A 23,997-nucleotide genomic window follows, 5' to 3' on the forward strand; every position below is an offset into this window, starting at 1 on the left:
GCGCCATAAAAAAAGCCGCCCGGAGGCGGCTCTGTTTTCTCGCGTTATTTACAGCAGCGGCTGCGCGGCCTGCACCAGCGAAATCAGCGGTTGCGGGAAGATCCCGAGCAGCAGCACCAGAATCGCGGAGATCAGCACCACCACCCCACCGGCGGTAAACGCCCAGTTGGTTGGCGTGTCGCGCTGCAATTCTGCCGGGGCGTTGAGGTAGAGGCTCACCGTCACGCGCAAGTAGTAGTAGAGGCCGATCGCACTGCCCACCACCACTGCGCCGGTCAGCCACCACAGGTGCGCGCTGACACCCATCGCAATCACGAAGAATTTCCCGATGAAGCCCAGCGTGACCGGAATACCTGCCAGCGACAGCATCATCACCGTCATCACCGCAGAAAGGATCGGCTTATGCCAGAACAGCCCGCGGTAAGAGAACAGGGATTCCGCATCCGGCCCGGTGTACGGGCTGGACATCAGGCTGACCACCCCAAAGGCACCCAGGCTGCTGAACAGGTAACCCGCCAGATAGACACCGACGGTTTCCATCGCCAGTTGGTGCGTCTGCACGGCAATCAACGCCACCAGCAGATAGCCCAGATGGGCGATGGAGGAGTAGCCGAGCAGACGTTTGATGTTGCTCTGGCTGACCGCCATGATGTTACCGAACAGGATCGAGCAGACGGCGATAATCGCCAGCACAGTACGCACGGCTTCGCTGTCAGTGACCGGCGCATACAGGAACAGGCGCATCACCACCGCGAAGATCGCGATCTTGCTGGCGGTGGCCAGGAAGGTCGAGACCGGGGCCGGCGCGCCCTGGTAGACATCCGGCGTCCAGAGCTGGAACGGCACCAGCGAGAGTTTGAAGCCGAGGCCGACAATCATCATGCCCAGGCCTGCCAGCAGCAGCGGCTGGTGCAGCATACTGTCACTGATGCTCTTGCCGAGACCGACGAACGACAGGTCGCCGGAATCGGCATAGAGCAGCGCCATCCCAAACAGCAGGAAAGAGGAGGCCGCCGCTGACAGCAGCATGTACTTGATGCTGGCCTCCAGCGAGCGTTTCTGCCGGTAGGCATAGCCAATCAGGCCAAACAGCGGCAGCGAAACCAGCTCAATCCCCAGGAACAGCGAGGCCAGATGGTTGGCGCTGGCCAGCAAAATGCCGCCCATCGCCGCAATCAGCACCAGCAGGTAGAACTCTTCCTTGTTGTCCGGGTAACCCGCCAGCCACGGATAGGCAAAGGTGCAGGTCGCCAGGCTGGCCAACAGCACCAGCCCGGTGTAGAGCATTGCGTAGCCATCCACGCGCAGCAGCGGCGTGACATCCATCGCGCCGTTTTGCCAGACAAAGTAAAGCGACAGCAACGCCAGGTTCAGCCCGATAACCGAGAGAGTCGCGTTGAAAAAGTGGTCGCGTCGCCACGCAATGCACAGCATCACAACCACTACCGTCAATCCGACGATCAATAGTGGCAATAGTGCGATCAGGTGTTGAGGAGTAAATGTCATGGCGAATTACGGCCTTGTTGTTGAAATGGATGGAATCACAGACCCGAACCAGTGCTGCACGTTGCTCATCGCCGCATGGGAGGTGTCCAGGATAGGCTGCGGGTAAACCCCCAGCAGCACCAGCAGTACCACCAGCAACAGAATGATGAACAGCTCACGCAACGACATCCCTGGCAGCGGCTGATCGGATTTCGGCGTACCGAAATAGGCACGCTGCAACATAATCAACGAGTAGACCGAGGCAAACACCAGACCAAAGGTTGAGATCACGGTAATTACCGGCACCACACTGAAACTGCCGAACAGGATCATGAATTCGCCGACGAAGTTACCGGTCCCCGGCATCCCGAGGGTGGCAACCGCAAAGAACATCGACAACGCCGGGATGAACTTGATGCGCCCCCAGAGGCCGCCCATCAGGCGCATATCACGGGTGTGCAGGCGCTCATAGAGCTGGCCGCAGATGATGAACAGACCGGCGGCAGAGAGGCCGTGGGCGATCATCTGAATTACCGCACCCTGATAGGCGAGCTGGCTGCCGGTGAAGATGGCAATCAGCACGAAGCCCATGTGTGACACGCTGGTGTAAGCGATCAGGCGTTTGATGTCCGTCTGGGCAAAGGCCATCCAGGCACCGTAGAAAATGCCGATGACACCAAGCCACATGGCAATCGGCGCAAACTCGGCCGACGCGTGCGGGAACAACGGCAGGCTGAAGCGCAGCAGGCCGTAGGCCGCGGTTTTCAGCAAAATCCCCGCCAGGTCAACGGAACCGGCAGTCGGGGCCTGGCTGTGGGCGTCCGGCAGCCAGCCGTGCAGCGGCACCACCGGCATTTTTACCGCGAAGGCAATGAAGAAGCCCAGCATCAGCAGGTATTCAACGTTGCGCGACATCGGCGTGCTCAGCAGTGCTTCGTAGCTGAACGTCCAGACACCGGTGGCGTTGTAATGCACAAACACCAGCCCGAGGATGGCGATAAGCATCACCAGTCCGCTTGCCTGGGTGTAGATGAAGAACTTGGTCGCCGCCGTGATGCGCGTTTTCCCGTCTGACGCTTTGTGTCCCCACAGCGCAATCAGGAAGTACATCGGCACCAACATCATTTCCCAGAAGAAGAAGAACAGGAACATGTCGATGGCGAGGAACACGCCGATCACGCCGCCCAGGATGAACAGCAGGTTCAGGTGGAAGAAACCCTGATAGCGTTCAATCTCACGCCATGAGCAGAGCACTGCCAGCACGCCGAGCAGGCCGGTGAGCACCACCATCAGCAGCGACAGGCCATCCAGCGCCAGATGGAATTCAATGCCGAAACGTGGGATCCACGGCAGGCGGAATTCAGATTGCCATTGCGGAATGCCCTGCGGCACCAGTAAAGAATAACCCCCCTGCAACCAGAGTTGCAGCGACAGCGCCAGCGTCAGCCCCATGGTGATCAGAGCGATCCAGCGCGGTACCTTGCTACCGAAGCGCTCACACTGCCAACACAGCAGACCGCCGATAAAGGGGATAAGAATTAGCCAAGGTAGTAGCATGGCGTTTGGTGTCCCTTATTTGAATAAACGTGAAACGTGCTGTCCGGCAGGCGGCCAATACCTGGCGCACCTGCCCGCATTGCAATGTTCGACAAACTCTTATTCGTTAAACCACTAACAACAGCGCCAGTACGACCACTGCACCCAGACCCATTGACGCCACATACCAGCGCACCTGGCCATTTTCCGTGAGAACCAGCCCGCGGTTACCGACACGGGTTACCAGCGCCGGCAGGTTCATCACTGAATTCAGCGGATCGCGGTGCAGCAATTTCGCAATGAACAGATAAGGTTTGACGAAGATCATGTCGTAGAGCCAGTCAAAGCCCCATGCATGGAACCACCAGACCGTAAAGAAGCGGCCTGGGGCACTCTTCGCCACACTGTTCACCAGCGAACGCTTGCCCAGGTAGAGGGCAGCCGCCAGCAGGATGCCGACAATCGCCACGATCCCGGAGGTGATTTCCAGCATCATCTTGCCCTCTTCCCCGAAGTGATTCTCCGGCAGCACGCCCGCCAGCGGTGGCGTAATCAATGCGCCGACAAAGGTCGAGAGCACCAGCAGCACCAGCAGCGGCAGATGATGGGTGATGCCTTTACCGGCGTGCGCCTTGGTTTTCGGCTCACCGTGGAACACGATAAAGATCATGCGGAAGGTATAGAGCGAGGTCAGGAATGCACCCACCAGCCCGGCAAGCATCAGGTTGATGTGGCCATTGGCAAAGGCACCAAACAGGATCTCATCTTTACTGTAGAAGCCCGCGGTCACCAGCGGCAGGGCTGCCAGAGCCGCACCACCCACCAGGAAGCAGACATACACCATCGGAATGGTTTTACGCAGGCCGCCCATCTTGAAGATGTTCTGCTCGTGGTGGCAGGCCAGGATCACCGAACCGGAGGAGAGGAACAGCAATGCCTTGAAGAACGCGTGGGTCATCAGGTGGAAGATCGCCGCGTCCCAGGCCTGCACACCCAGCGCCAGGAACATGTAGCCGATCTGGCTCATGGTGGAGTAGGCCAGCACACGTTTGATGTCGGTCTGCACCAGCGCGGCAAACCCGGCCAGCAGCAGCGTAACGGCACCAATAATCCCGACCAGATGCAACACTTCCGGCGCCATCAGGAACAGGCCATGCGTGCGGGCAATCAGGTAGACGCCCGCCGTCACCATGGTCGCGGCGTGGATCAGCGCGGAGACTGGCGTCGGGCCGGCCATCGCGTCAGCCAGCCAGGTTTGCAACGGCAATTGCGCAGATTTACCCACCGCACCACCCAACAGCATCAGCGTCGCCCAGGTAATGGCCGTGTCGCCCACCGCCAGTTTCTGCGGGGCCAGCACCATCAGTTCACGGATGTTCAGCGTGCCCAGCTCGTGGTAAAGGATAAACAGCGCAAAGGCCAGGAACACGTCACCCACGCGGGTCACGATAAACGCCTTCATCGCCGCTTTGCCGTTTTCCGGGTTGGTGTAGTAGAACCCAATCAGCAGGTAGGAGCAGAGGCCCACCCCTTCCCAACCGAGGTAGAGCAGCAGCAGGTTATCGGCCAGCACCAGAACCACCATGCTGGCGATAAACAGGTTGGTGTAGGCGAAGAAGCGCGAGTAGCCCTCCTCTCCCCGCATGTACCAGGAGGCAAACATGTGGATGAAGAAGCCGACACCCGTCACCACCGACAGCATGGTCAGCGAAAGGCCGTCCAGCGTCAGGGTGGCAGCGATGTTAAAATCGCCGACCTGCATCCAGTTCCACAGGTTCTGGTTAAAGACCTGCACCCCGGCCGCGCGCTGGCTTAAGAAATCCATACCCACATAGACGGTGACCAGCGCCGCCAGGCCAATCGACCCGACGCCGACAGTCGCCGACAGGTTTTCCGACCAGCGGCCGCGGGAAAATGCCAACAGCAAAAAGCCGATCAGCGGTAGCAGAACAGTTAAGTAGAGTAAGTTCATCCGCGCATCTCACTGACAGTATCAATATTCAGGGTATGGCGACGGCGATAGAGCTGGAGCAGCAGCGCCAGGCCCACGCTGGCCTCTGCCGCCGCCAGGCTTATCGCCAGGATATACATCACCTGGCCGTCGGCCTGTCCCCAATAGCTTCCTGCCACCACGAAGGCCAGTGCGGCCGCGTTGATCATCACCTCAAGGCTTATCAGCATAAACAGCAGGTTGCGGCGAATCAGCAACCCGGTCAGCCCCAGCACAAACAGGATGGCCGCCAGAATCAGGCCATGTTGTAGAGGGATCATGCTTTTTCCTCCGTTTTTCTTTTCACCGCGTCATTGCTCAGCACGTCGCCGGGCTTCTGCTCACGGCCTACGTGGTAAGCCACCACCAGGCCGGCCAGCAGCAGCATTGAGGCCAGCTCCACCGCCAGCACGTAAGGGCCGAACAGGCTGATGCCTACCGCTTTCGCATCAATGACCTGGCCGTCAATGCCCTGGTCGTTGATGGTGCGGATGGCGTAAATCAGCACCGCCAGCAGCAGCAGTGACAGAATACCGGGCCCGACCCAGGCTGAGGGTTTCAGCCAGGTACGCTCCTGCTCCTGTACCGAGTTGCCGAGGTTAAGCATCATCACCACGAACACGAACAGCACCATAATGGCCCCGGCATACACGATGATCTCCAGTGCGCCCGCAAAGTACGCGCCCAGTGAGAAGAACACCGCGGCAATCGCCAGCAGGGAGATAATCAGGTACAGCAGGGCATGCACGGGGTTGGTGTGCGAGATGACGCGGATGGTCGCGACCACGGCCACCAATGCGGCGATATAAAAGGCGTATTCCATGCTTGCGAGCTCCTTAAGGCATCAGGCCTTTGACGTCGATCGGCTTGGCTTCATTTTCCGCATCGCCTTTCGCTTTGCCGTCAATTGCCATACCGGCCATCCGGTAGAAGTTATATTCCGGATATTTACCCGGCCCGGAGATCAGCAGATCCTCTTTCTCATACACCAGATCCTGGCGCTTGAACTCGCCCAGCTCGAAATCCGGCGTCAGCTGGATGGCAGTGGTCGGGCACGCCTCTTCACACATGCCGCAAAAGATGCAGCGGGAGAAGTTGATGCGGAAAAATTCCGGGTACCAGCGTCCGTCTTTGGTCTCTGCTTTTTGCAGGGAAATACAGCTGACCGGGCAGGCGACCGCACACAGGTTACAGGCTACGCAACGCTCCTCGCCGTCCGGATCGCGCGTCAGCACGATGCGGCCACGGTAGCGCGGCGGCAGGTAAACCGGCTCTTCCGGATACATCTGGGTTTCACGCTTACTGAACGCGTGCAGCCCGATCATCCAGATACTGCGTAGCTGGGTGCCGAAACCAACCACTAACTCTTTCAATGTCATGGTTCATTCACCCCTTATTGAGCGTTGTACAAAATAACCGCGGCCGTCGCCAGCAGGTTCAGCAAGGTCAGCGGCAGACAGACTTTCCAGCCGAATGACATCACCTGGTCATAACGCGGACGCGGCAGGGCCGCACGGATCAGGATAAACATCATCATGAAGAAGGCCGTTTTCAGCGCGAACCAGATAAACGGCGGCAAGAACGGGCCTTGCCAGCCGCCGAAGAACAACGTCACAATCAGGGCAGAAACCGTCACGATCCCGATATATTCCCCGACAAAGAACAGCCCGAACTTCATGCCGGAATATTCAATGTGGTAACCGTCCGCCAGTTCCTGCTCGGCTTCCGGCTGGTCAAACGGGTGACGGTGACACACGGCTACCCCGGCTATCGCAAAGGTCACGAAGCCGAAGAACTGCGGAATGATGTTCCACACGTGTGCCTGGTCATTAACGATGTCGGCCATATTGAATGACCCCGCCTGTGCCACCACGCCCATCAGCGACAGCCCGAGGAACACTTCGTAGCTCAGGGTCTGGGCAGAGGCACGCATCGCCCCCAGCAGCGAGTATTTGTTGTTACTCGACCAGCCGGCGAACAGCACGGCGTACACCGTCAGGCCGGCCATCATCAGGAAGAACAGGATCCCGATATTCAGGTTGGAGACCGCCCAGGTCGGGCTGACCGGCACAATGGCGAAGGCCAGCAGCAACGAGGTAAACGCGATCATCGGGGCCAGGGTGAAGATCACCCGGTCGGTGAACGGCGGTACCCAGTCCTCTTTGAAGAACATCTTGATCATGTCGGCCACCAGCTGGAGCGACCCGCCCCAGCCGACACGGTTTGGCCCGTAACGGTTCTGGAACAGGCCGAGCAGGCGGCGTTCACCGAAGCTCATAAAGGCACCGCAGGAGACCACCACCAGCAGAATCACCACCGCCTTCAGGATGGCGATCAGGACATCGATCACCTCAGAGGTAAACCAACTCATAATGCCGCCTCCCGCAGATTTTCAACCGTTGCCCCGGCCAGGATAGGCGGGATACCCGGCAACCCCAGCGGCAGGCCAAGCTGCCCCTGGCTGAGTGTCTCACTCAGGCGTACCGGCAGGCGTAGGCGCTGGCCGGCGCAGGTGAATTCCACCAGCGCACCGGGGTTGACGCCCAGACGGGCCACGTCGTCGCGGCTGACCATCACATACGGTTGCGGCATCCGTTGCTGGATAACCGGCGCGCGCTGTGACAGCTCTTCACTGCCGAACAGATGATAGTAAGGGGCCACGCGCCACTGACCGGCAACCGCCGGAACGGCGGCCGGGACATCGCGGAACCAGTCGAGGCTGCCCTCCCCTGCTTCAATCAGGCGCACACCCGGATCGCCGTGGCGCAGGTGGCCGCCCACTTCGTCCTGGAACTTGTTCCAGGCCTGTGGGGAGTTCCAGCCCGGTGCCCAGGCAAACGGCACCTGGTTACGGTCGGCCAGCGGGTTGTTGTTCCCTTCCATTGAGAAGGCAAACATGGTGTCACGGTCAACCGGCTGACGCGGCTCATGCACGTTGATATTGGCGCGCATCGCCGTACGGCCGCTGTAACGGTGCGGGGAACGGGAAAGCTTCTGCCCGCGGATGCGGAAAGAGGCATCCGGCGCGGCATCACGGATGGCGCTGAGTTGCGGCAGCGCGGTGACGCAGGCGGCAATCACATCATCGAGCTGCGTCCAGTCCACCTGGCGGCTGGTATAGACTGAATGCAGCGAGTGCATCCAGCGCCAGCTCTCCAGCATCGCCACGCTGTGATCGTAATACGCCGGATCATAGACCTGGAAGAAGCGCTGGGCACGGCCTTCCTGGTTCACCAGCGTGCCGTCACTCTCGGCAAAACTGGCGGCCGGGAGAATCAGCGTCGCTTTATCCATCAGCGCTGTATGCTGGTGATCGGCCACAATCAGGTTGCTGACGTTTGCCAATGCGGCATCCACACGGTCAGCGGCGGCATGGCGGTAGAGATCGTTCTCCATCACGATGGCGCTGTCTGCATGGCCGTTCGCCAGCAGCGCCAGCGCGTCGTCAAGCGACCCGCCGCCCATCAGGGCCAGGCCCATGCTGTTGGCGGCCGAGGCCACGAAGGTGATGCCGACATTGCTGCCGCGGGTTTTCAGTGCACGGGCCACGTTCGCCGCAGCGGCAATCACCGCATCACTGCCTGCATTGCTGCCGGTGATGATCAGCGGTTTCTGCGCACCGGCCAGGGCCTGCACGATCACGTCCAGTTTGCCTTTCAGGCCGTCAGCGAGATCGGTGACCGCCGGGGCGCTGTCGTCCAGTGCATGGGCGATGGCAAAACCGAGGCGCGCCTGCTCTTCCACCGGGGCACGGTAGCTCCAGGCAGCGATATCATCCATTTTGGTGCTGTCGACGCTGGTCATGAACAGCGGGTGTTTGGCGTGCTGGCCGATGTTAAGCACAGCAGCGATCTGCCAGTCAGCCACGCGCTGGGCGGCGGCCATCTGGCGCGCTTTGCCTTTCACGGCCTGACGGACGGAAAGCGCAATACGCGCGCCGGTCTGGGTCAGATCCTCACCCAGAATCAGCACGGCGTCATAGCTCTCAATCTCGCGCAACGACGGCGTATGTACGCCGCTGTTTTGCAGGATGTTCAGCATCATTTTCAGCCGCGCCTGTTCCTGTGCCGCAATGCCGGTATAGAAGTTTTCAGCGCCGACCAGCTCACGCAGGGCAAAGTTGCTCTCCAGGCTGGCACGCGGTGATCCGATACCGATGGTTTTTTTCGCCTGGCGCAGGATATCCGCCGCGCCCTGCATCGCCTGTTCGGCGTTGAGTTCGATCCAGTCATTGCCGCGCCGCTGACGGGGATGTTTGGGGCGATCTTTCAGGTTCACGTATCCGTAGCCAAAGCGGCCGCGGTCACACAGGAAGTACTGGTTAACCGTGCCGTTATAGCGGTTTTCGATACGGCGCAGTTCGCCGTAACGCTCACCGGGGCTGGTGTTGCAGCCGACGCTGCACTGCTGGCAGATGCTCGGGGCAAACTGCATGTCCCACTTACGGTTATAGCGCTCGGAGTGCGTCTTGTCGGTGAATACGCCGGTCGGGCAGACTTCCACCAGGTTGCCGGAGAATTCGCTCTCCAGAACCCCATCTTCCGGGCGGCCGAAATAGACGTTGTCATGCGCGCCGTACACCCCAAGGTCGGTGCCGTCCGCATAATCTTTGTAGTAGCGTACGCAGCGGTAACAGGCGATGCAGCGGTTCATCTCGTGTGAGATAAACGGCCCGAGATCCTGGTTCTGGTGGGTGCGTTTGGTGAAACGGTAACGGCGGAAACTGTGGCCGGTCATTACCGTCATATCCTGCAGATGGCAGTTGCCGCCCTCCTCGCAGACCGGGCAGTCATGCGGGTGGTTGGTCATCAGCCATTCAACGACGCTCTCACGGAAATCCTTCGCTTCTTTATCATCAATGGAGATAAAGGTGCCGTCCGATGCGGGTGTCATACAGGACATCACCAGGCGGCCACGGGTATCTTCCGCATTTTGGTACTGCTTGACCGCACATTGGCGGCAAGCGCCGACGCTTCCCAGCGCCGGATGCCAGCAAAAATAAGGAATATCGAGGCCAAGGGAGAGGCAAGCCTGCAACAGGTTGTCCGCTCCGTCTACTTCGTATTCTTTGCCGTCTACATGAATCGTAGCCATAGTCAGCATGCTTCCACGAGGCCCGTGCAGGCACGGGCGTTAATCAAAAATTCTATAGGGCGCGGGCGGGATAACCTCCCCGCCTCTGCGGCGGCAATCAAAAACGCTGCTTCAGCAGGTTATTGCTCTGGATGCCATTGATGGCATGTGCATTGCTGAAATGCTGCTTGGCGATGCCCGCCTCAAATTCGTCCCGGAAATATTTAATCGCGCTTTGCAGCGGCTCCACGGCCCCCGGCGCATGGGCGCAGAAGGTTTTACCGGGGCCAAGGAAGCGGCAGAGCTGCTCCAGCGTTTCGATGTCGCCGGGCTGGCCTTCGCCGCGCTCCAGCGCCCGCAGGATTTTGACGCTCCACGGCAGGCCATCACGGCACGGTGTGCACCAGCCGCAGGATTCACGGGCAAAAAACTCTTCCAGGTTGCGCACCAGCGACACCATGTTGATCTCGTGGTCGACCGCCATCGCCAGTGCCGTCCCCAGACGGCTGCCGGCTTTACCGATGCTTTCAAAGTCCATCGGCAGGTCAAGGTGGTCAGCGGTCAGGAAGTCCGTCCCCGCCCCGCCCGGCTGCCAGGCTTTGAATTTCAGCCCGTCACGCATCCCCCCGGCGTAATCTTCGAGGATTTCACGTGCGGTGATGCCGAACGGCAGCTCCCAGACGCCCGGATTTTTAACCCGGCCGGAGAAGCCCATCATTTTGGTGCCCGCATCTTTGCTTTTGCCGCCGGTAATGCCCTGATACCACTCCACGCCGTGTTCGACGATGGCCGGCACGTTGCACAGCGTTTCCACGTTGTTCACGCAGGTGGGTTTGCCCCACACCCCGGCAGAGGCCGGGAACGGCGGCTTGGAGCGCGGGTTCGCGCGGCGCCCTTCCAGGGAGTTGATCAGCGCCGTCTCTTCACCGCAGATGTAACGGCCGGCCCCGGTGTGCACAATCAGCTCAAAATCAAAGCCGGAACCCAGGATGTTTTTGCCGAGCAAGCCCGCTTCAGTGGCTTCGGCAATGGCGCGGCGCAGGTTGACGGCTGCCTCAATGTATTCACCGCGCAGGAAGATGTAGCCGCGGTACGCTTTCAGCGCATAGGCCGCAATCAGCATTCCTTCCACCAGCAGGTGGGGCAGTTGCTCCATCAGCAGGCGGTCTTTGTAGGTGCCCGGCTCCATCTCATCCGCGTTACACAGCAGGTAACGGATGTTCATGCTGTCGTCTTTCGGCATCAGGCTCCATTTCAGCCCGGTGGAAAAGCCTGCGCCGCCGCGGCCCTTCAGGCCCGCGTCTTTCACCAGGGTGACCACGTCATCCTGCGCCAGCCCTTTCAGTGCTTTTTCCGCGCCGACATAGCCATTTTTGCTGCGGTATTCATCCAGCCACACCGGCTGTTTGTCGTCACGCAGGCGCCAGGTCAGCGGGTGCTGCTCAGCGGTACGGACGATGGTTCGTGGAGTAAAGCCCGTGGTTGTCATTGATATTGCTCCAGTAGCCCGTCAATATCGTCCGGCTTCAGATGGCTGTGGGTATCTTCATCAATCATCATGGTCGGCCCTTTGTCACAGTTGCCCAGACAGCAGGTCGGCAGCAGGGTAAAACGCCCGTCAAAGGTGGTTTGCCCTGGTTTGATGTTCAATTTTTTCTCGATAGCCGCCTGAATGCCCTGATAACCGGTGATATGGCATACCACGCTGTCGCAGTAGCGGATCACGTGGCGGCCAACCGGCTGCCGGAAAATCTGGCTGTAGAAGGTCGCGACGCCTTCTACGTCACTGGCCGGAATGCCCAGCACCTCGGCAATGGCGTGGATAGCGCCGTCCGGCACCCAGCCACGCTGTTTCTGCACAATCTTCAGCGCTTCAATGGAGGCGGCGCGGGCATCTTCGTAATGGTGCTTTTCATGCTCAATCGCATCGCGTTCAGCCGCAGAGAGCACAAACGGCTCTGCAGCGGCCGGTGCGGCAGCGTTTACCGCCAGCGGTTGGGAGTCTTTATTGAAATCTGTCATCGTTAGCGGTCCACATCTGACATTACAAAATCGATACTGCCGAGGTACACGATCAAATCGGATACCAGGCTGCCACGGATCACCGACGGAATATGCTGCAAGTGCGGGAAGCTCGGCGTCCTGATGCGGGTGCGGTAGCTCATGGTGCTGCCGTCACTGGTCAGGTAGTAGCTGTTGATCCCTTTGGTCGCTTCAATCATTTGCGACGCCTCGTTGGCAGGCATAACCGGGCCCCACGACACTTGCAGGAAGTGCGTAATCAGGGTTTCGATATGTTGCAGCGTGCGCTCTTTCGGCGGCGGCGTGGTCAGCGGGTGATCGGCCTTGAACGGGCCTTCCGGCATGTTGTTCAGGCACTGCTCCAGGATGCGCAGGCTCTGGCGGATCTCTTCCACTTTCAGCATTACGCGGGTGTAGCAGTCACTGTTGCCGTCGCCCAGCGGCACCTCGAAATCGAAGTGTTCATAGCCGGAGTAAGGGCGGGCTTTACGCACGTCGAAGTCGATGCCGGTAGCGCGCAGGCCGGCCCCGGTCACGCCCCACTCCAGCGCCTCTTTGGCGTTATATGACGCCACGCCCTGAGAGCGGCCTTTCAGGATGGAGTTTTTCAGCGCCGCTTTCACATAGCTGTCAAGGCGGGCCGGCATCCAGTTCAGGAACTCGCGCAGCAGGCGGTCCCAGCCGCGCGGCAGGTCATGCGCGACGCCGCCGATGCGGAACCAGGCCGGGTGCATACGGAAGCCGGTAATCGCTTCAACCAGGTCGTAAATTTTCTGGCGGTCGGTAAAGGCAAAGAACACCGGGGTCATCGCCCCGACGTCCTGAATAAAGGTACTGACATACAACAGGTGGCTGTTGATGCGGAACAGCTCAGAGAGCATCACACGGATAACGTTGACGCGATCCGGCACCACAATCCCGGCCAGCTTTTCGACTGCCAGCACATACGGCATCTCATTGACGCAGCCGCCGAGGTATTCAACGCGGTCGGTGTAGGGAATGTAGCTGTGCCAGGACTGGCGCTCGCCCATCTTTTCCGCGCCGCGGTGGTGGTAGCCGATGTCCGGCACGCAGTCGACGATCTCTTCACCGTCCAGTTGCAGGATGATGCGGAACGCCCCGTGTGCGGAGGGGTGGTTCGGGCCGAGGTTGAGGAACATGAAGTCCTCATTTTCGGTGCCGCGTTTCATGCCCCACTCTTCCGGCTTGAAGGTCAGCGCTTCCATCTCCAGCGCTTCTTTCTGCTTGGTCAGCGTAAAGGGATCAAATTCGGTGGCGCGGGCCGGGTAGTCTTTGCGCAGCGGGTGCCCTTCCCAGGTCGGCGGCATCATGATGCGCGTCAGGTGCGGGTGGCCGTCAAAGGTGATGCCGAACATCTCCCAGGTTTCACGCTCATACCAGTTGGCATTCGGGAAGACCTTGGTGGCGGTCGGCACATGCAGATCGCTTTCAGACAGCGCGACCTTGAGCATGATGTCGGTGTTGCGCTCAATGGAAAGCAGGTGGTAGAACACCGAAAAGTCCGCCGCCGGCAGGCCGTGGCGATGGGTACGCAGCCGCTCATCCATGCCATGCAGGTCATACAGCATGACATAAGGCTTCGGCAGCTTACGTAAAAAGGTCATGATTTCCAGCAACTGCTCACGCTTGACCCACAATACCGGGATCCCGGTACGGGTTGCCTGCAAAGTAAAGGCATCCGGCCCAAAACGGTTACGCAGTTCGCCCACGACCGGATCATCCTGGTGATCGCGGGAGTGCCAGGCCGGCTGGGCGAGGTCGTGCGTCGTCAAATCTGTCATATTTTTTCACCACACAAAATGGTCAGGGCGTGCCGGGCGTCGCTGCGCTTATTGTCTTTCTGCTCTGTGCCCTGCACGGCGGCATCGTGTTGCCGGGCGCGCAGAGTGCGGGGTGCAGCAGCCAACGTAACGGACGAATCTGACCGTAGCGTTAAATCTCGTCAGGAGTACGCAGGTTTTTCACTGCAATACGCTCACCATGCTTACGCTCTCTTTCGGATTGCATGTTGGCGCGGTACACCCCCTGGTCACCCACCACCCACGAGAGCGGGCGGCGCTCTTTGCCGATCGACTCCTGCAACAGCATCAACGCCTGCATATAGGCTTCAGGGCGCGGCGGGCAGCCGGGAATATAGACGTCAACCGGCAGGAATTTGTCTACACCCTGCACCACGGAATAGATGTCATACATGCCGCCGGAGTTGGCACAGGCCCCCATAGAGATGACCCATTTCGGTTCCAGCATCTGGTCATAGAGGCGCTGGATAACCGGGGCCATTTTGGTGAACGGCGTACCGGCCACCACCATGAAGTCAGCCTGGCGCGGCGAGGCACGCAGTACTTCCGCCCCGAAACGGGCCACGTCATGCACGGCGGTAAATGACGACACCATTTCCACATAACAGCACGACAGGCCGAAGTTATACGGCCAAAGAGAGTTTTTGCGCCCCCAGTTCACCATGTCATGCAAGGCATGCTCGAGTTTGCCCATGTAGACGCTGCGGTGAACATGTTGCTCCAGGGGATCGGTGACAATCTCCTGTTTTTGGAGGGGGTAACGGTCGTTCTCACCGTCAGGTTCTACGCGGGTCAGCGTATAGTCCATCTTAATGCCTCGCTGTTACTGCGGATGACGTGGGGTGTTTTGAGTTATTGCCTCCGGCCGGCGCCCTTTCGAACGCACCGGTGCCCAGTCCAGCGCGCCGATACGCACCAGATACACCAGGCCTGCCAGCAACACTACAATGAAAATGGTGGCTTCGATGAAACCCGTCCAGCCGCTTTCACGGATGGAGGTTGACCATGCATAGAGATACAGGGCTTCCACATCGAAAATGACGAAAAACATGGCTACCAGATAGAATTTGGCCGAAAGCCGCATTCTTGCCGATCCTACCGGGTCTATGCCTGACTCAAACGGGATATTTTTTCCACGCGCCCGGGCTCTCCCACCCAAAAAATACGCGCCGAGAAGCATGAGCCCGCAAAGCCCGATAGCAACGATAAGGAATATGGCGAACGCCCAGTTATGAGCGATGACTTCAGTGGTTGTTGACATACTCTTAGCTTACTCATCAAAAGCGGCGACGTTTGTTCTGCTCTTTTAACCGGCAGCTGCTGCACCACATCGATTCAAGGGAAGGATTAATAACCACACCAAAACAGGGCCTGAAACACGCTTAAGGCGGTGTTTTACTGTGGGCTTTTTACCCCTTTCTATAACCTTTTGTCAACTTTAACAAAAGTAACTCTATATTATTTTACATGAGTATCATTTTATTAACATCACGTGCGTGTGTCTGTGCTAAATCGTGTCAGTTAAAAAATGAGCATTAACAGAAGGATGTCAAAAGGAGTAAGGAGTCGCGAACAACTATAGCACTCTGTTAAAAAGTTTCTGGGCTTCCTTGTAATAACTGGGGTTATTTTTTTGATCCAGAACACACTTTTAGCATGTTTGGTAAAAAAACAGACAAAATCAGTAATGGATTTACGCTTTTCATAAAAATAAAAACGCTATTTTAAATAATACGATGAGTGCATGAAGCTTTTTGGGTGAGAATGAAAACCATTCTTATTATTTGCAATAAACAGCAGGCTTTGGGCGAGGGAATCCAGCAAAAAAGTGCTAAAAGAAGGGAGTAGCAAAGCGGAGAGTAAAAAAACCGATAAAAAAACCAGTTAATGAAGATAACCCGTTCATCCTGAACAGGTTACCTGAATAGCGTTATGCGGTATCAATCATCATCGTCAAGCAGATATTCATTATCCGCACTGGTAGGTGCCTGCGTCGCGACATAAGGCTCATTGCCGTTCTCTACGGCACTGAAAATTGCCATCGCCAGTTCGCTTTCACACTCTGCATTTTTGTACAGACCGTATTGCGTGTCCGGCAGTTTCGGCAAGCCTTCAGCATCGCCCAGCACCCGCAGTTCCGGGCTCATCATTTCAATCGGCCGCGCTGTCACACCTAATCCGGCGCGAACGGCTGCGCGTATTGCGGATAATGTCGAGGCGACATAGGCAATACGCCAGGGAATTCCTGCCTGGTTAAGTAAGTTAATCGCCATACTGCGGTACGGGCTGGGTTCATCCAGCAGCACCAGCGGAACGGCATCGCCGGTCGGGAACTTATAGTCGGCGGCGCAGTACCACAAGGTTGGCGAAGTACGCAGGATGACGTGTGGGTGGTCGTTATCAACTACCGTGGTGACGGCCAGATCGATCTCGTTCTTCTCCAGCATCTCCATCATGAACGGGCTGCGTTTCACCCGTACATCAATCGCGAGTTTCGGATAGACCGATGTGACCCGGTTTAACAGGAAGGGCAAAATAGTGTCTGCCGTGTCATCGGACGCACCGATGGTCATAACGCCCTGGACATCGCTGTACATCAGCGAGGTACAGGCTTCATCATTGAACCGCAGAATCTTTCTCGCGTAACCAAGGAGTTGAATACCGTGTTCAGTCAGCAGCTTATTACGGCCGTGGCGGGCAAAAAGCTCTTTACCCACCAACTGCTCTAAACGCTGCATCTGCTGGCTGACCGCAGACTGTGTACGGCAAACCGCAGCAGCGGCTGCGGCAAAAGTATTCAAATCAGCAACAGCGACAAAGGTCCTGAGCAGATCAAGATCCAGATTAAGTATCGGACGAGTTGCATTTGTCATAGTGTTTTCTTCACTTTTTAGAATCTAATAACAAACTACCCTGGCATTGCGTGTGTAGTATTCACAGAATGCAGAATACCAGATAAGACACTCCCCCACTCAATTCTTAGGGGTAAAAAATCGTTATAATCCGCCAGAATTTTCCGATTCATTAGATTCAAAATAATCCTCCGACCTAAGAATGCGGATTTATTAGAATGAAAAAAACTCCCCTCGTCTGACGTGAGCCTGTCTTCCTTTTACAAGATGACCGGATCCTGTGCCGCCTTCCGCCACCTGCTGCTCTTTACAGTAAAGAGGTTACGAAAAATTGTTATAAACATGCAACAGCCCATTATCACGTAAATTATAAAAACCCTGTTCCAAATAGGCTGGACAAAGAAAATCGCCAGGGCGCTAATACAGGCGGTAACTGACTACAGCATTGATTAAGCACCTTCATTAACTTTATTAGTCATCGGATTAATCGCAACAGGATTTATGATAATTTCATCACATTAAAATGAAAATTTCACGATTTCACCTGATACTTCACTCAAATTTATAACAATAATTTTCAATTGTTTTACGCCAAACTAATTCATTGCCTGCGGGTTATCGTTTTATCCGGTAAGCAGACCTTTTTCTGTTGTTTATCTTTCCTGCAATAAATAACACCGGAACTGTGAAGCCGCACAGCCGGCCCTTTTGTCATTTGCCATCCGGAAAAAGTGTTTGGCAACGATAAAAAGGTTTCTTGTTGCACCTCATCTTAGCCTATTGACCACTGAATGTTCCCTGCAATGCCGGTTAATGCAGCCGGCTCCGAGGTGTCAATAATGAATACAAAACGGAAAATAGGATTACACCATTATCTTTCATATGGATCCGGTGATTTCCTGGGCGCCGGAACCACGGCGCTGACGGCTGCCTGGCTGCTCTATTTTTACACCACTTTTTGCGGCCTGACACCCATTGAAGCCACGTTTATTTTTGCGATGGCGCGGGTGCTGGATGCGGTGGTCAGCCCGCTGATGGGCTTTTTAACCGATAATTTCGGTGCCACCTGGCTGGGCAAACGCTTTGGCCGCCGTAAGTTCTTTATTCTGCTCGGCATCCCGATGGTGTTCAGTTACAGCCTGATGTGGGTAGGTGACATGGGCTACTGGTACTATCTGCTGACTTACCTGTTCTTTGATGTGGTGTACACCATGATCCTGGTGCCGTATGAAACGCTGGTGCCGGAAATGACCGATGACTTTAAACAGAAAACGAAGTTCTCCGGCGCGCGTATTGCCATGGCCCAGCTCTCCGCCATTCTGGCGGCGTTTTTGCCCGGCATCCTGCTCGGCATTTTCGGTAAAGACAATGCCATCTCCTTCTTCTATGCCAGCCTGGTCTTCTCCGTGATTTGCGCCATCGTCCTGACGCTGGTGTATTGCTTTACCTGGGAGCGCCCGCGTGAGGAGATGTCTGAGGCGCAGTTGCAGGCTGAACGTGCCAACCAGCAGCTGAGCCTGGGGCAGAGCTTGCGCCGCCTGCTTATCGAACTCTCTTCGACGTTCCGTATCCGGATTTTCCGCCAGCATCTCGGCATGTACCTGGGCGGCTATATCGCACAGGACGTCTTTAATGCCGTGTTCACTTATTATGTGGTGTTTGTGCTGATGCAGAGCGCCACCGTGGCGTCTAACCTGATGGGCACAATGGCCATTCTGCAATTCCTGGCCGTTATCGCCATGATCCCGCTCTGTATCCGCCTCGGGCCGGCGCCGTCTTACCGGATGGTCGTCACCCTGTTCGGGATGAGCGCGTTGTCTTATGCCGTGCTCTACTTCAGCAATATGCACGACAGCATGACCGCACTGCTGTTTATCTCCGCGGTGGCGGGCCTGGGCCGTGGCGGCATCAACTATGTGCCGTGGAACATCTACACCTATATTGCAGACGTCGATGAAGTGGTTACCGGGCAGCGCCGCGAAGGGATTTTTGCCGGTATCATGACCTTGACGCGCAAAGCCTCACAGGCCGGGGCTATCATGCTGGTTGGTGTGGCGATGCAGCTCGGCGGCTTTGTTTCCGGCCAGAGCGAGCAGGTGCCGGAAGTGCGCAATACCATCCTGCTGATCCTGAGCGTCGGCACCGTTCTGGTGCTGGCCTGCGGCTTCCTCATCTCGCTGCGCTTCAAACTCAATCTGCAGACCCACAACACCCTGCGGGAAGAGACGCTGAGAATAAAAGAGGCCGGTGGCCCGGTACCGGATCAGATTTCGCCGCAGGCGCGTGCCACGGTGGAGCTGCTGGCGGGTATGCCGTATGAAAAACTGTGGGGCAATAATGACATCGGTTACCAGAGCCGCCAGCGCGCCCGGCAAAACCTGAACCAACGCCCGGTCTGATCCTCTGCCCCCGCTGTAAAAAGGCGGGGGCGTGTTGGCGAGTTATCTTTACGCCGGAGGCAGATACGCGTTATTTAATTTTACCAACAGCACCTCTTTCCAAATAATCCTCTGGCCGAACCCGCTTTCAGGTTCGGCTTTGATTATCTGCACCCTTCCCGGCAACCAATTGCACCAAAGCGGAGCGCTACCCTTCAAAAGGCCCGGCGGTCGGAGTACATTGTGCAGATTGCAGTGTTCCACGGTAGGGACACGCTATTCCGGCAAAAGGCTCACTTGTTTATGTCCCCCATCGAAAAATCCAGCAAACTGGACAATGTCTGTTATGACATCCGCGGTCCGGTCCTCAAAGAAGCAAAACGTCTCGAAGAAGAAGGCAACAAAGTCCTGAAACTGAACATCGGCAACCCTGCCCCGTTCGGCTTTGAGGCCCCCGATGAGATCCTGGTGGATGTCATCCGCAATCTGCCGACAGCGCAGGGTTACTGTGATTCCAAGGGGCTGTTCTCGGCGCGTAAAGCGATCATGCAGCACTACCAGGCGCGCAATATGCGCGACATTACCGTGGAAGATATTTACATCGGTAATGGGGTATCAGAGCTTATTGTGCAATCGATGCAGGCGTTGCTGAACCTGGGTGATGAGATGCTGGTGCCCGCGCCGGATTACCCGCTCTGGACGGCGGCGGTGTCGCTCTCCAGCGGCAAGGCGGTGCACTACCTGTGTGACGAAAGCGCGGACTGGTTCCCGGATCTGGACGACATCCGCAGCAAAATTACCCCGCGCACCCGCGGCATTGTGATAATCAACCCGAACAACCCGACCGGGGCGGTCTACAGCAAAGAATTGCTGATGGAAATCGTTGAGCTGGCCCGCCAGCACAACCTGATCATTTTCGCCGACGAAATCTACGACAAGATTCTGTACGATGACGCCGAACACATCTCTATCGCCTCGCTGGCGCCGGACCTGTTAACCGTGACCTTTAACGGCCTCTCCAAAACCTACCGCGTGGCGGGCTTCCGCCAGGGCTGGATGGTGCTGAACGGGCCGAAAAAACACGCCAAAGGCTATATCGAAGGGCTGGAGATGCTGGCGTCGATGCGCCTGTGCGCCAACGTGCCGATGCAACATGCCATCCAGACCGCGCTGGGCGGTTACCAGAGCATCAGCGAGTTTATCCAGCCGGGTGGCCGCCTGGTGGAGCAGCGCAACCGGGCATGGGAACTGATTAATGACATCCCCGGCGTCTCCTGCGTGAAACCGCGCGGCGCGCTGTATATGTTCCCGCGCATTGATGCCAAACGCTTTAATATCCATGACGACCAGAAAATGGTGCTGGATCTGCTGTTGCAGGAAAAAGTGCTGCTGGTACAGGGAACGGCGTTTAACTGGCCGCATCCTGACCACGTGCGTATCGTGACCCTGCCGCGGGTGGATGACCTGGAGATGGCCGTCAACAAACTCGGCCGCTTCCTGGAGCATTACCGCCAGTAACCGCGCCTTTCCGCTTTCTCCTATCAGGGGCCGCCTGTTGCGGCCCCTGCGTATTTGCATCTTCCCCGGTGAATGCGCACAATGAGGCCCTCCCTAGCCGTTGTTGAGAGCGCCCCCATGAGCCAAAGCCATTTCTTTGCCCACCTTTCCCGCCTGAAACTGATCAACCGCTGGCCGCTGATGCGCAATGTGCGGACTGAAAACGTCTCTGAGCACAGCCTGCAGGTGGCGTTTGTGGCCCACGCCTTAGCGGTGATCAAGAACCGGAAATTCAACGGTAACCTCAGTGCGGAGCGCGTGGCCCTGCTGGCGATGTACCACGATGCCAGTGAGGTGATCACCGGTGACCTGCCGACGCCGGTCAAGTATTACAACCCACAGATTGCCCACGAATATAAAAAGATTGAGAAGATCGCTCAGCAAAAACTGCTGGAGATGCTGCCTGAGGAGTTGCAGAACGACTTCCGCCCGCTGCTGGATGAACAGTGCTACAGCGAAGAGGAGAAGCATGTGGTCAAACAGGCAGACGCGCTCTGCGCCTACCTGAAGTGCCTGGAGGAGCTGTCCGCCGGGAACAATGAGTTTACCCTGGCCAAGGCGCGGCTGGAGAAAACCCTGGCACTGCGCCACAGCCCGGAGATGGCCTATTTCATGAGCATTTTTGTGCCGAGCTTCAGCTTGTCGCTGGATGAAATCAGCCTGGATAATGCCCTGTAACGGGGTTTAAAACGGGAACAGCCAGGGGATTAAAAACAGGCTGACGCCCATCACCAGCAGGGTGAACGGCACGCCCACCCGCACAAAGTCGCCAAAGCGGTAGTTGCCCGGCACCATCACCAGCGTGTTCACCGGTGAGGAGACCGGCGTCATAAAGGCGGCAGAGGCGGCGATAGCAATCGCCAGGGTGAACGGATAAGGCGACACGCCCATCTCCCTGGCGGCCGCGATGGCAATCGGTGCCATCAGCACTGCCGTAGCAGTATTCGAGATAAACAACCCAATCAGCGCACACAGCACAAACAAACTGAGCAGCATCATCTGCGGCCCGGCGTCCCCGGTGAGCTCCATCAGCCCGCGCACGATCAGGTCAATGCCGCCGGTTTTTTGCAGCGCGACGGCAAAGGGCATCATCCCGACAATCAGGATCAGGCTCGGCCAGTGAATCGCCCGGTAGGCGCTTTCCATATCGATGCAGCGAAATTTGCCCATCAACAAGCAGGCCACCAGCGCCGCCACGGCATTCGGCACCTCATCCGTGACCATCAGGGCCACCATCAGCGCCAGGCAAAACAGCGCATGGGGTGCCTGGCTGACGGCCGGGGCCACCTCATCCACCTCTGCCGGCAGATTCAGCACGATGAAATCGCGGGTCTGTTGCTGAAGCTGGCGGATCAGTTTCCAGTCACCAATCACCAGCAGCACATCGCCCAGCATCAGCTCCTCATCCACCAGCACACCCGGCAGCGCCTCGCCCTGGCGGCGCAGGCCCACCACATTCAGGCCGTAGCGGCTGCGGAACGCGACGTCGCGCAGGCTCTTCCCCAGCAGTTCCGAATCCGGGATCAGCGACACCTCAGCCATGCCCACCGCGCGCGACTGCTCTGAAAAATAGTCACCGCGCAGAATCATCGGTTCAAGTTGCTGCTCACTGCAAAACGTCCGCACATCAATGTCCGGGTCAGCCATGTCCACCAGCAGCACATCCCGCGCCCGCAGTTCAGTGCTGCCGGTCGCGCTGACCATCACCCGGCGGAACTTCCGCCAGCGCTCAATCCCGACAATATTGGCGTGGTACGTTGCCCGCAGGTTGAGGTCATCCAGCGGCCGGCCAATCAGCGGGGAGCCTTCCCGCACCGCCAGACGCCGCGCCCGCCCGGCCAGCCGGTAATCCCGGATCAGGTCACGGAACGTGCGGCGCGCCCACGTCTCCTGCGGTGCCTGCGTGCCCCGCCCGAGCCAACGGCGTGCCACCAGCATGTAAAGGATCCCCAACACCAGCACCACGATCCCGACCGGGGTGACGTCAAAAAACCCAAACCCTTTTACCCCTTCCCGCAACAGCTCGCTGTTGACCACCATATTGGGCGGCGTGGCCACCAGCGTCATCATGCCGCTGATAAGCCCGGCAAAGCTCAGCGGCATCATCAGCCGCGCCGGGTCAGACTTCATACGCGCCGCCACGCTCAGCACCACCGGGATAAAAATGGCCACCACGCCGGTCGAGCTCATAAACGCCCCCAGCCCGGCCACGGTGACCATCAGCAGCACCATCATGCGGATTTCACTGCTGCCCGCCACCCGCACCAGCCAGTCGCCGAGCTGATAGGCCACGCCGGTGCGCACCAGCCCCTGCCCTATCACAAACAACGCGGCGATCAGGATGACGTTGGGATCGCTGAAGCCCGCCAGCGCCTCATTGACGGTCAGGGTGCCGCCCAGCACAAAGGCCACGATCACCAGTAAGGCGACCACATCCATCCGTAATTTATTGGTGGCAAACAGACAAACGGCAGTCAGCAGCAGGCAGGCTACCCAGAAAAGTTGGCCGGTCACGCGATATCTCCCTGGTCAGAAAAAGAGGGCCAGAGCATCGCATAAAAAAACCCCGCGGGTGCGGGGCTTAATCATGTTTACAGCAGATAACCGGGCACTCAGCGGGCAGTGCTGACGGTGATGCGTTCACCCTGTTTCTGCACCTGTAACGCTTCCAGCGTGGTCAGGATAATGTCGACCTGATCCAGTTTCGGTGTGTCAGACGGGGCGTTCACCGCCACCACCCGGCAACCGGCGGCCAGGCCGGAGTGCAACCCGGCCGGGGCATCCTCAACCACCACGCAGTCCTGCGGCGGCAACCCCAGCTTCTCTGCACCCAACAGGTAGGCGTCAGGCTCGGGCTTGCCGTGTTTGACCTGCTCCGCGGTGATAAAGACCTTCGGCGACGGCAGCCCGGCCGCGGCATGGCGCGCATGGGCCACCGGCACCGACCCGGAGGTCACAATCGCCCACGGAATGCCCAGCTCATCGAGCTGGCGCAGCAGGTGTACCGCACCGGGCAGCGCACGCACGCCCTCGGTATCAGAGGCTTCTGTCTGTTCCAGCGCCAGAAACTCCTGCTGGATCGCGGCTTCACTCTCTCCCGGCATAAAATGGCGCAGCGAGGTGATCGCCTGCTTGCCGTGGATAAACGCCAGCACCTCCTCCGGCGACACGCCGCGGCGGTTGGCCCAGTTCGTCCAGGCGCGCTCCACGGCCGGCAGCGAATCCACTAATGTTCCATCCAGATCAAACAAAAACCCTTTGCACTCCAAAGGCATACTCTCTCC

General features: G+C 57.9%; 19 protein-coding genes. 3 read left to right on the forward strand and 16 right to left on the reverse strand.

Annotated elements, in window-relative coordinates:
• Window positions 1-48 precede the first annotated feature (48 nt).
• The 14 genes from nuoN to lrhA all read right to left on the reverse strand — a co-directional run bounded on the left by nuoN (window position 49) and on the right by lrhA (window position 16,799).
• Window positions 49-1,506, reverse strand: a complete 1,458-nt coding sequence (nuoN, locus tag JK232_RS15245) for an NADH-quinone oxidoreductase subunit NuoN (RefSeq protein ID WP_072930519.1) — start codon at window positions 1,504-1,506, stop codon at window positions 49-51.
• Between the two features lie 6 nt (window positions 1,507-1,512).
• Complete coding sequence (gene nuoM / locus JK232_RS15250) at window positions 1,513-3,042, reverse strand: NADH-quinone oxidoreductase subunit M (protein ID WP_072930521.1); 1,530 nt, start codon at window positions 3,040-3,042, stop codon at window positions 1,513-1,515.
• A 106-nt stretch (window positions 3,043-3,148) separates the two neighbouring features.
• A complete protein-coding gene (gene nuoL / locus JK232_RS15255) occupies window positions 3,149-4,993 on the reverse strand; it encodes an NADH-quinone oxidoreductase subunit L (RefSeq protein ID WP_212589367.1) in 1,845 nt (614 codons plus the stop codon).
• Window positions 4,990-5,292 carry an NADH-quinone oxidoreductase subunit NuoK gene (gene nuoK, locus JK232_RS15260; protein ID WP_072930525.1) on the reverse strand — a complete coding sequence of 101 codons (303 nt, stop codon included), beginning with the start codon at window positions 5,290-5,292 and terminating at the stop codon, window positions 4,990-4,992. The genes nuoL and nuoK overlap by 4 nt, the downstream gene beginning before the upstream one ends.
• Window positions 5,289-5,834 (reverse strand): NADH-quinone oxidoreductase subunit J, encoded by a 546-nt coding sequence (gene nuoJ, locus JK232_RS15265; RefSeq protein ID WP_072930527.1) that lies wholly within the window; start codon window positions 5,832-5,834, stop codon window positions 5,289-5,291. The genes nuoK and nuoJ overlap by 4 nt, the downstream gene beginning before the upstream one ends.
• A 13-nt stretch (window positions 5,835-5,847) precedes the next feature.
• Window positions 5,848-6,390 (reverse strand): NADH-quinone oxidoreductase subunit NuoI, encoded by a 543-nt coding sequence (gene nuoI, locus JK232_RS15270; protein ID WP_072930529.1) that lies wholly within the window; start codon window positions 6,388-6,390, stop codon window positions 5,848-5,850.
• Window positions 6,391-6,404: 14 nt separating this feature from the next.
• The gene (nuoH, locus tag JK232_RS15275; protein WP_072930531.1) at window positions 6,405-7,382 is read right to left on the reverse strand and encodes an NADH-quinone oxidoreductase subunit NuoH; all 978 of its coding nucleotides are present in this window, start codon (window positions 7,380-7,382) and stop codon (window positions 6,405-6,407) included.
• The gene (gene nuoG, locus JK232_RS15280) at window positions 7,379-10,105 is read right to left on the reverse strand and encodes an NADH-quinone oxidoreductase subunit NuoG (RefSeq protein WP_072930533.1); all 2,727 of its coding nucleotides are present in this window, start codon (window positions 10,103-10,105) and stop codon (window positions 7,379-7,381) included. Before nuoG ends, nuoH begins: the two co-directional genes overlap by 4 nt.
• Window positions 10,106-10,202: 97 nt before the next feature.
• Complete coding sequence (gene nuoF / locus JK232_RS15285) at window positions 10,203-11,573, reverse strand: NADH-quinone oxidoreductase subunit NuoF (RefSeq protein WP_072930536.1); 1,371 nt, start codon at window positions 11,571-11,573, stop codon at window positions 10,203-10,205.
• Window positions 11,570-12,106, reverse strand: a complete 537-nt coding sequence (gene nuoE, locus JK232_RS15290) for an NADH-quinone oxidoreductase subunit NuoE (RefSeq protein ID WP_072930539.1) — start codon at window positions 12,104-12,106, stop codon at window positions 11,570-11,572. Before nuoE ends, nuoF begins: the two co-directional genes overlap by 4 nt.
• Window positions 12,107-12,108: 2 nt before the next feature.
• Window positions 12,109-13,908 carry an NADH-quinone oxidoreductase subunit C/D gene (gene nuoC / locus JK232_RS15295; RefSeq protein ID WP_072930541.1) on the reverse strand — a complete coding sequence of 600 codons (1,800 nt, stop codon included), beginning with the start codon at window positions 13,906-13,908 and terminating at the stop codon, window positions 12,109-12,111.
• 151 nt (window positions 13,909-14,059) lie between these two features.
• Window positions 14,060-14,734 carry a NuoB/complex I 20 kDa subunit family protein gene (locus tag JK232_RS15300; protein ID WP_072930543.1) on the reverse strand — a complete coding sequence of 225 codons (675 nt, stop codon included), beginning with the start codon at window positions 14,732-14,734 and terminating at the stop codon, window positions 14,060-14,062.
• A gap of 15 nt (window positions 14,735-14,749) precedes the next feature.
• Window positions 14,750-15,187, reverse strand: coding sequence for an NADH-quinone oxidoreductase subunit A (locus JK232_RS15305; RefSeq protein ID WP_212589368.1), 438 nt, complete (start codon window positions 15,185-15,187; stop codon window positions 14,750-14,752).
• A gap of 679 nt (window positions 15,188-15,866) precedes the next feature.
• Window positions 15,867-16,799, reverse strand: coding sequence for a transcriptional regulator LrhA (lrhA, locus tag JK232_RS15310; RefSeq protein WP_072930547.1), 933 nt, complete (start codon window positions 16,797-16,799; stop codon window positions 15,867-15,869).
• A gap of 818 nt (window positions 16,800-17,617) precedes the next feature.
• On the opposite strand from lrhA, the gene JK232_RS15315 reads away from it, so the two are divergent.
• The 3 genes from JK232_RS15315 (at window position 17,618) to yfbR (ending at window position 21,391) form a co-directional block, all read left to right on the forward strand.
• Window positions 17,618-19,177 (forward strand): MFS transporter, encoded by a 1,560-nt coding sequence (locus JK232_RS15315; protein ID WP_072930549.1) that lies wholly within the window; start codon window positions 17,618-17,620, stop codon window positions 19,175-19,177.
• Between the two features lie 282 nt (window positions 19,178-19,459).
• The gene (locus JK232_RS15320) at window positions 19,460-20,674 is read left to right on the forward strand and encodes a pyridoxal phosphate-dependent aminotransferase (RefSeq protein ID WP_072930551.1); all 1,215 of its coding nucleotides are present in this window, start codon (window positions 19,460-19,462) and stop codon (window positions 20,672-20,674) included.
• A 117-nt stretch (window positions 20,675-20,791) separates the two neighbouring features.
• Entirely contained in the window at window positions 20,792-21,391 is a 600-nt protein-coding gene (gene yfbR / locus JK232_RS15325) for a 5'-deoxynucleotidase (protein ID WP_072930554.1), read from the forward strand.
• A gap of 6 nt (window positions 21,392-21,397) precedes the next feature.
• Here the strand turns inward: yfbR and JK232_RS15330 are convergent, their stop codons facing one another.
• Window positions 21,398-23,227, reverse strand: a complete 1,830-nt coding sequence (locus tag JK232_RS15330; protein ID WP_101857520.1) for an SLC13 family permease — start codon at window positions 23,225-23,227, stop codon at window positions 21,398-21,400.
• A 98-nt stretch (window positions 23,228-23,325) separates the two neighbouring features.
• On the reverse strand, window positions 23,326-23,982 hold the full coding sequence (locus JK232_RS15335; RefSeq protein ID WP_072930688.1) for a sugar phosphatase: 657 nt from the start codon (window positions 23,980-23,982) through the stop codon (window positions 23,326-23,328).
• Window positions 23,983-23,997 lie beyond the last annotated feature (15 nt).

Origin of the sequence: Nissabacter archeti (assembly GCF_018257325.1) — a bacterium.
Lineage (GTDB): Bacteria > Pseudomonadota > Gammaproteobacteria > Enterobacterales > Enterobacteriaceae > Chimaeribacter > Chimaeribacter arupi.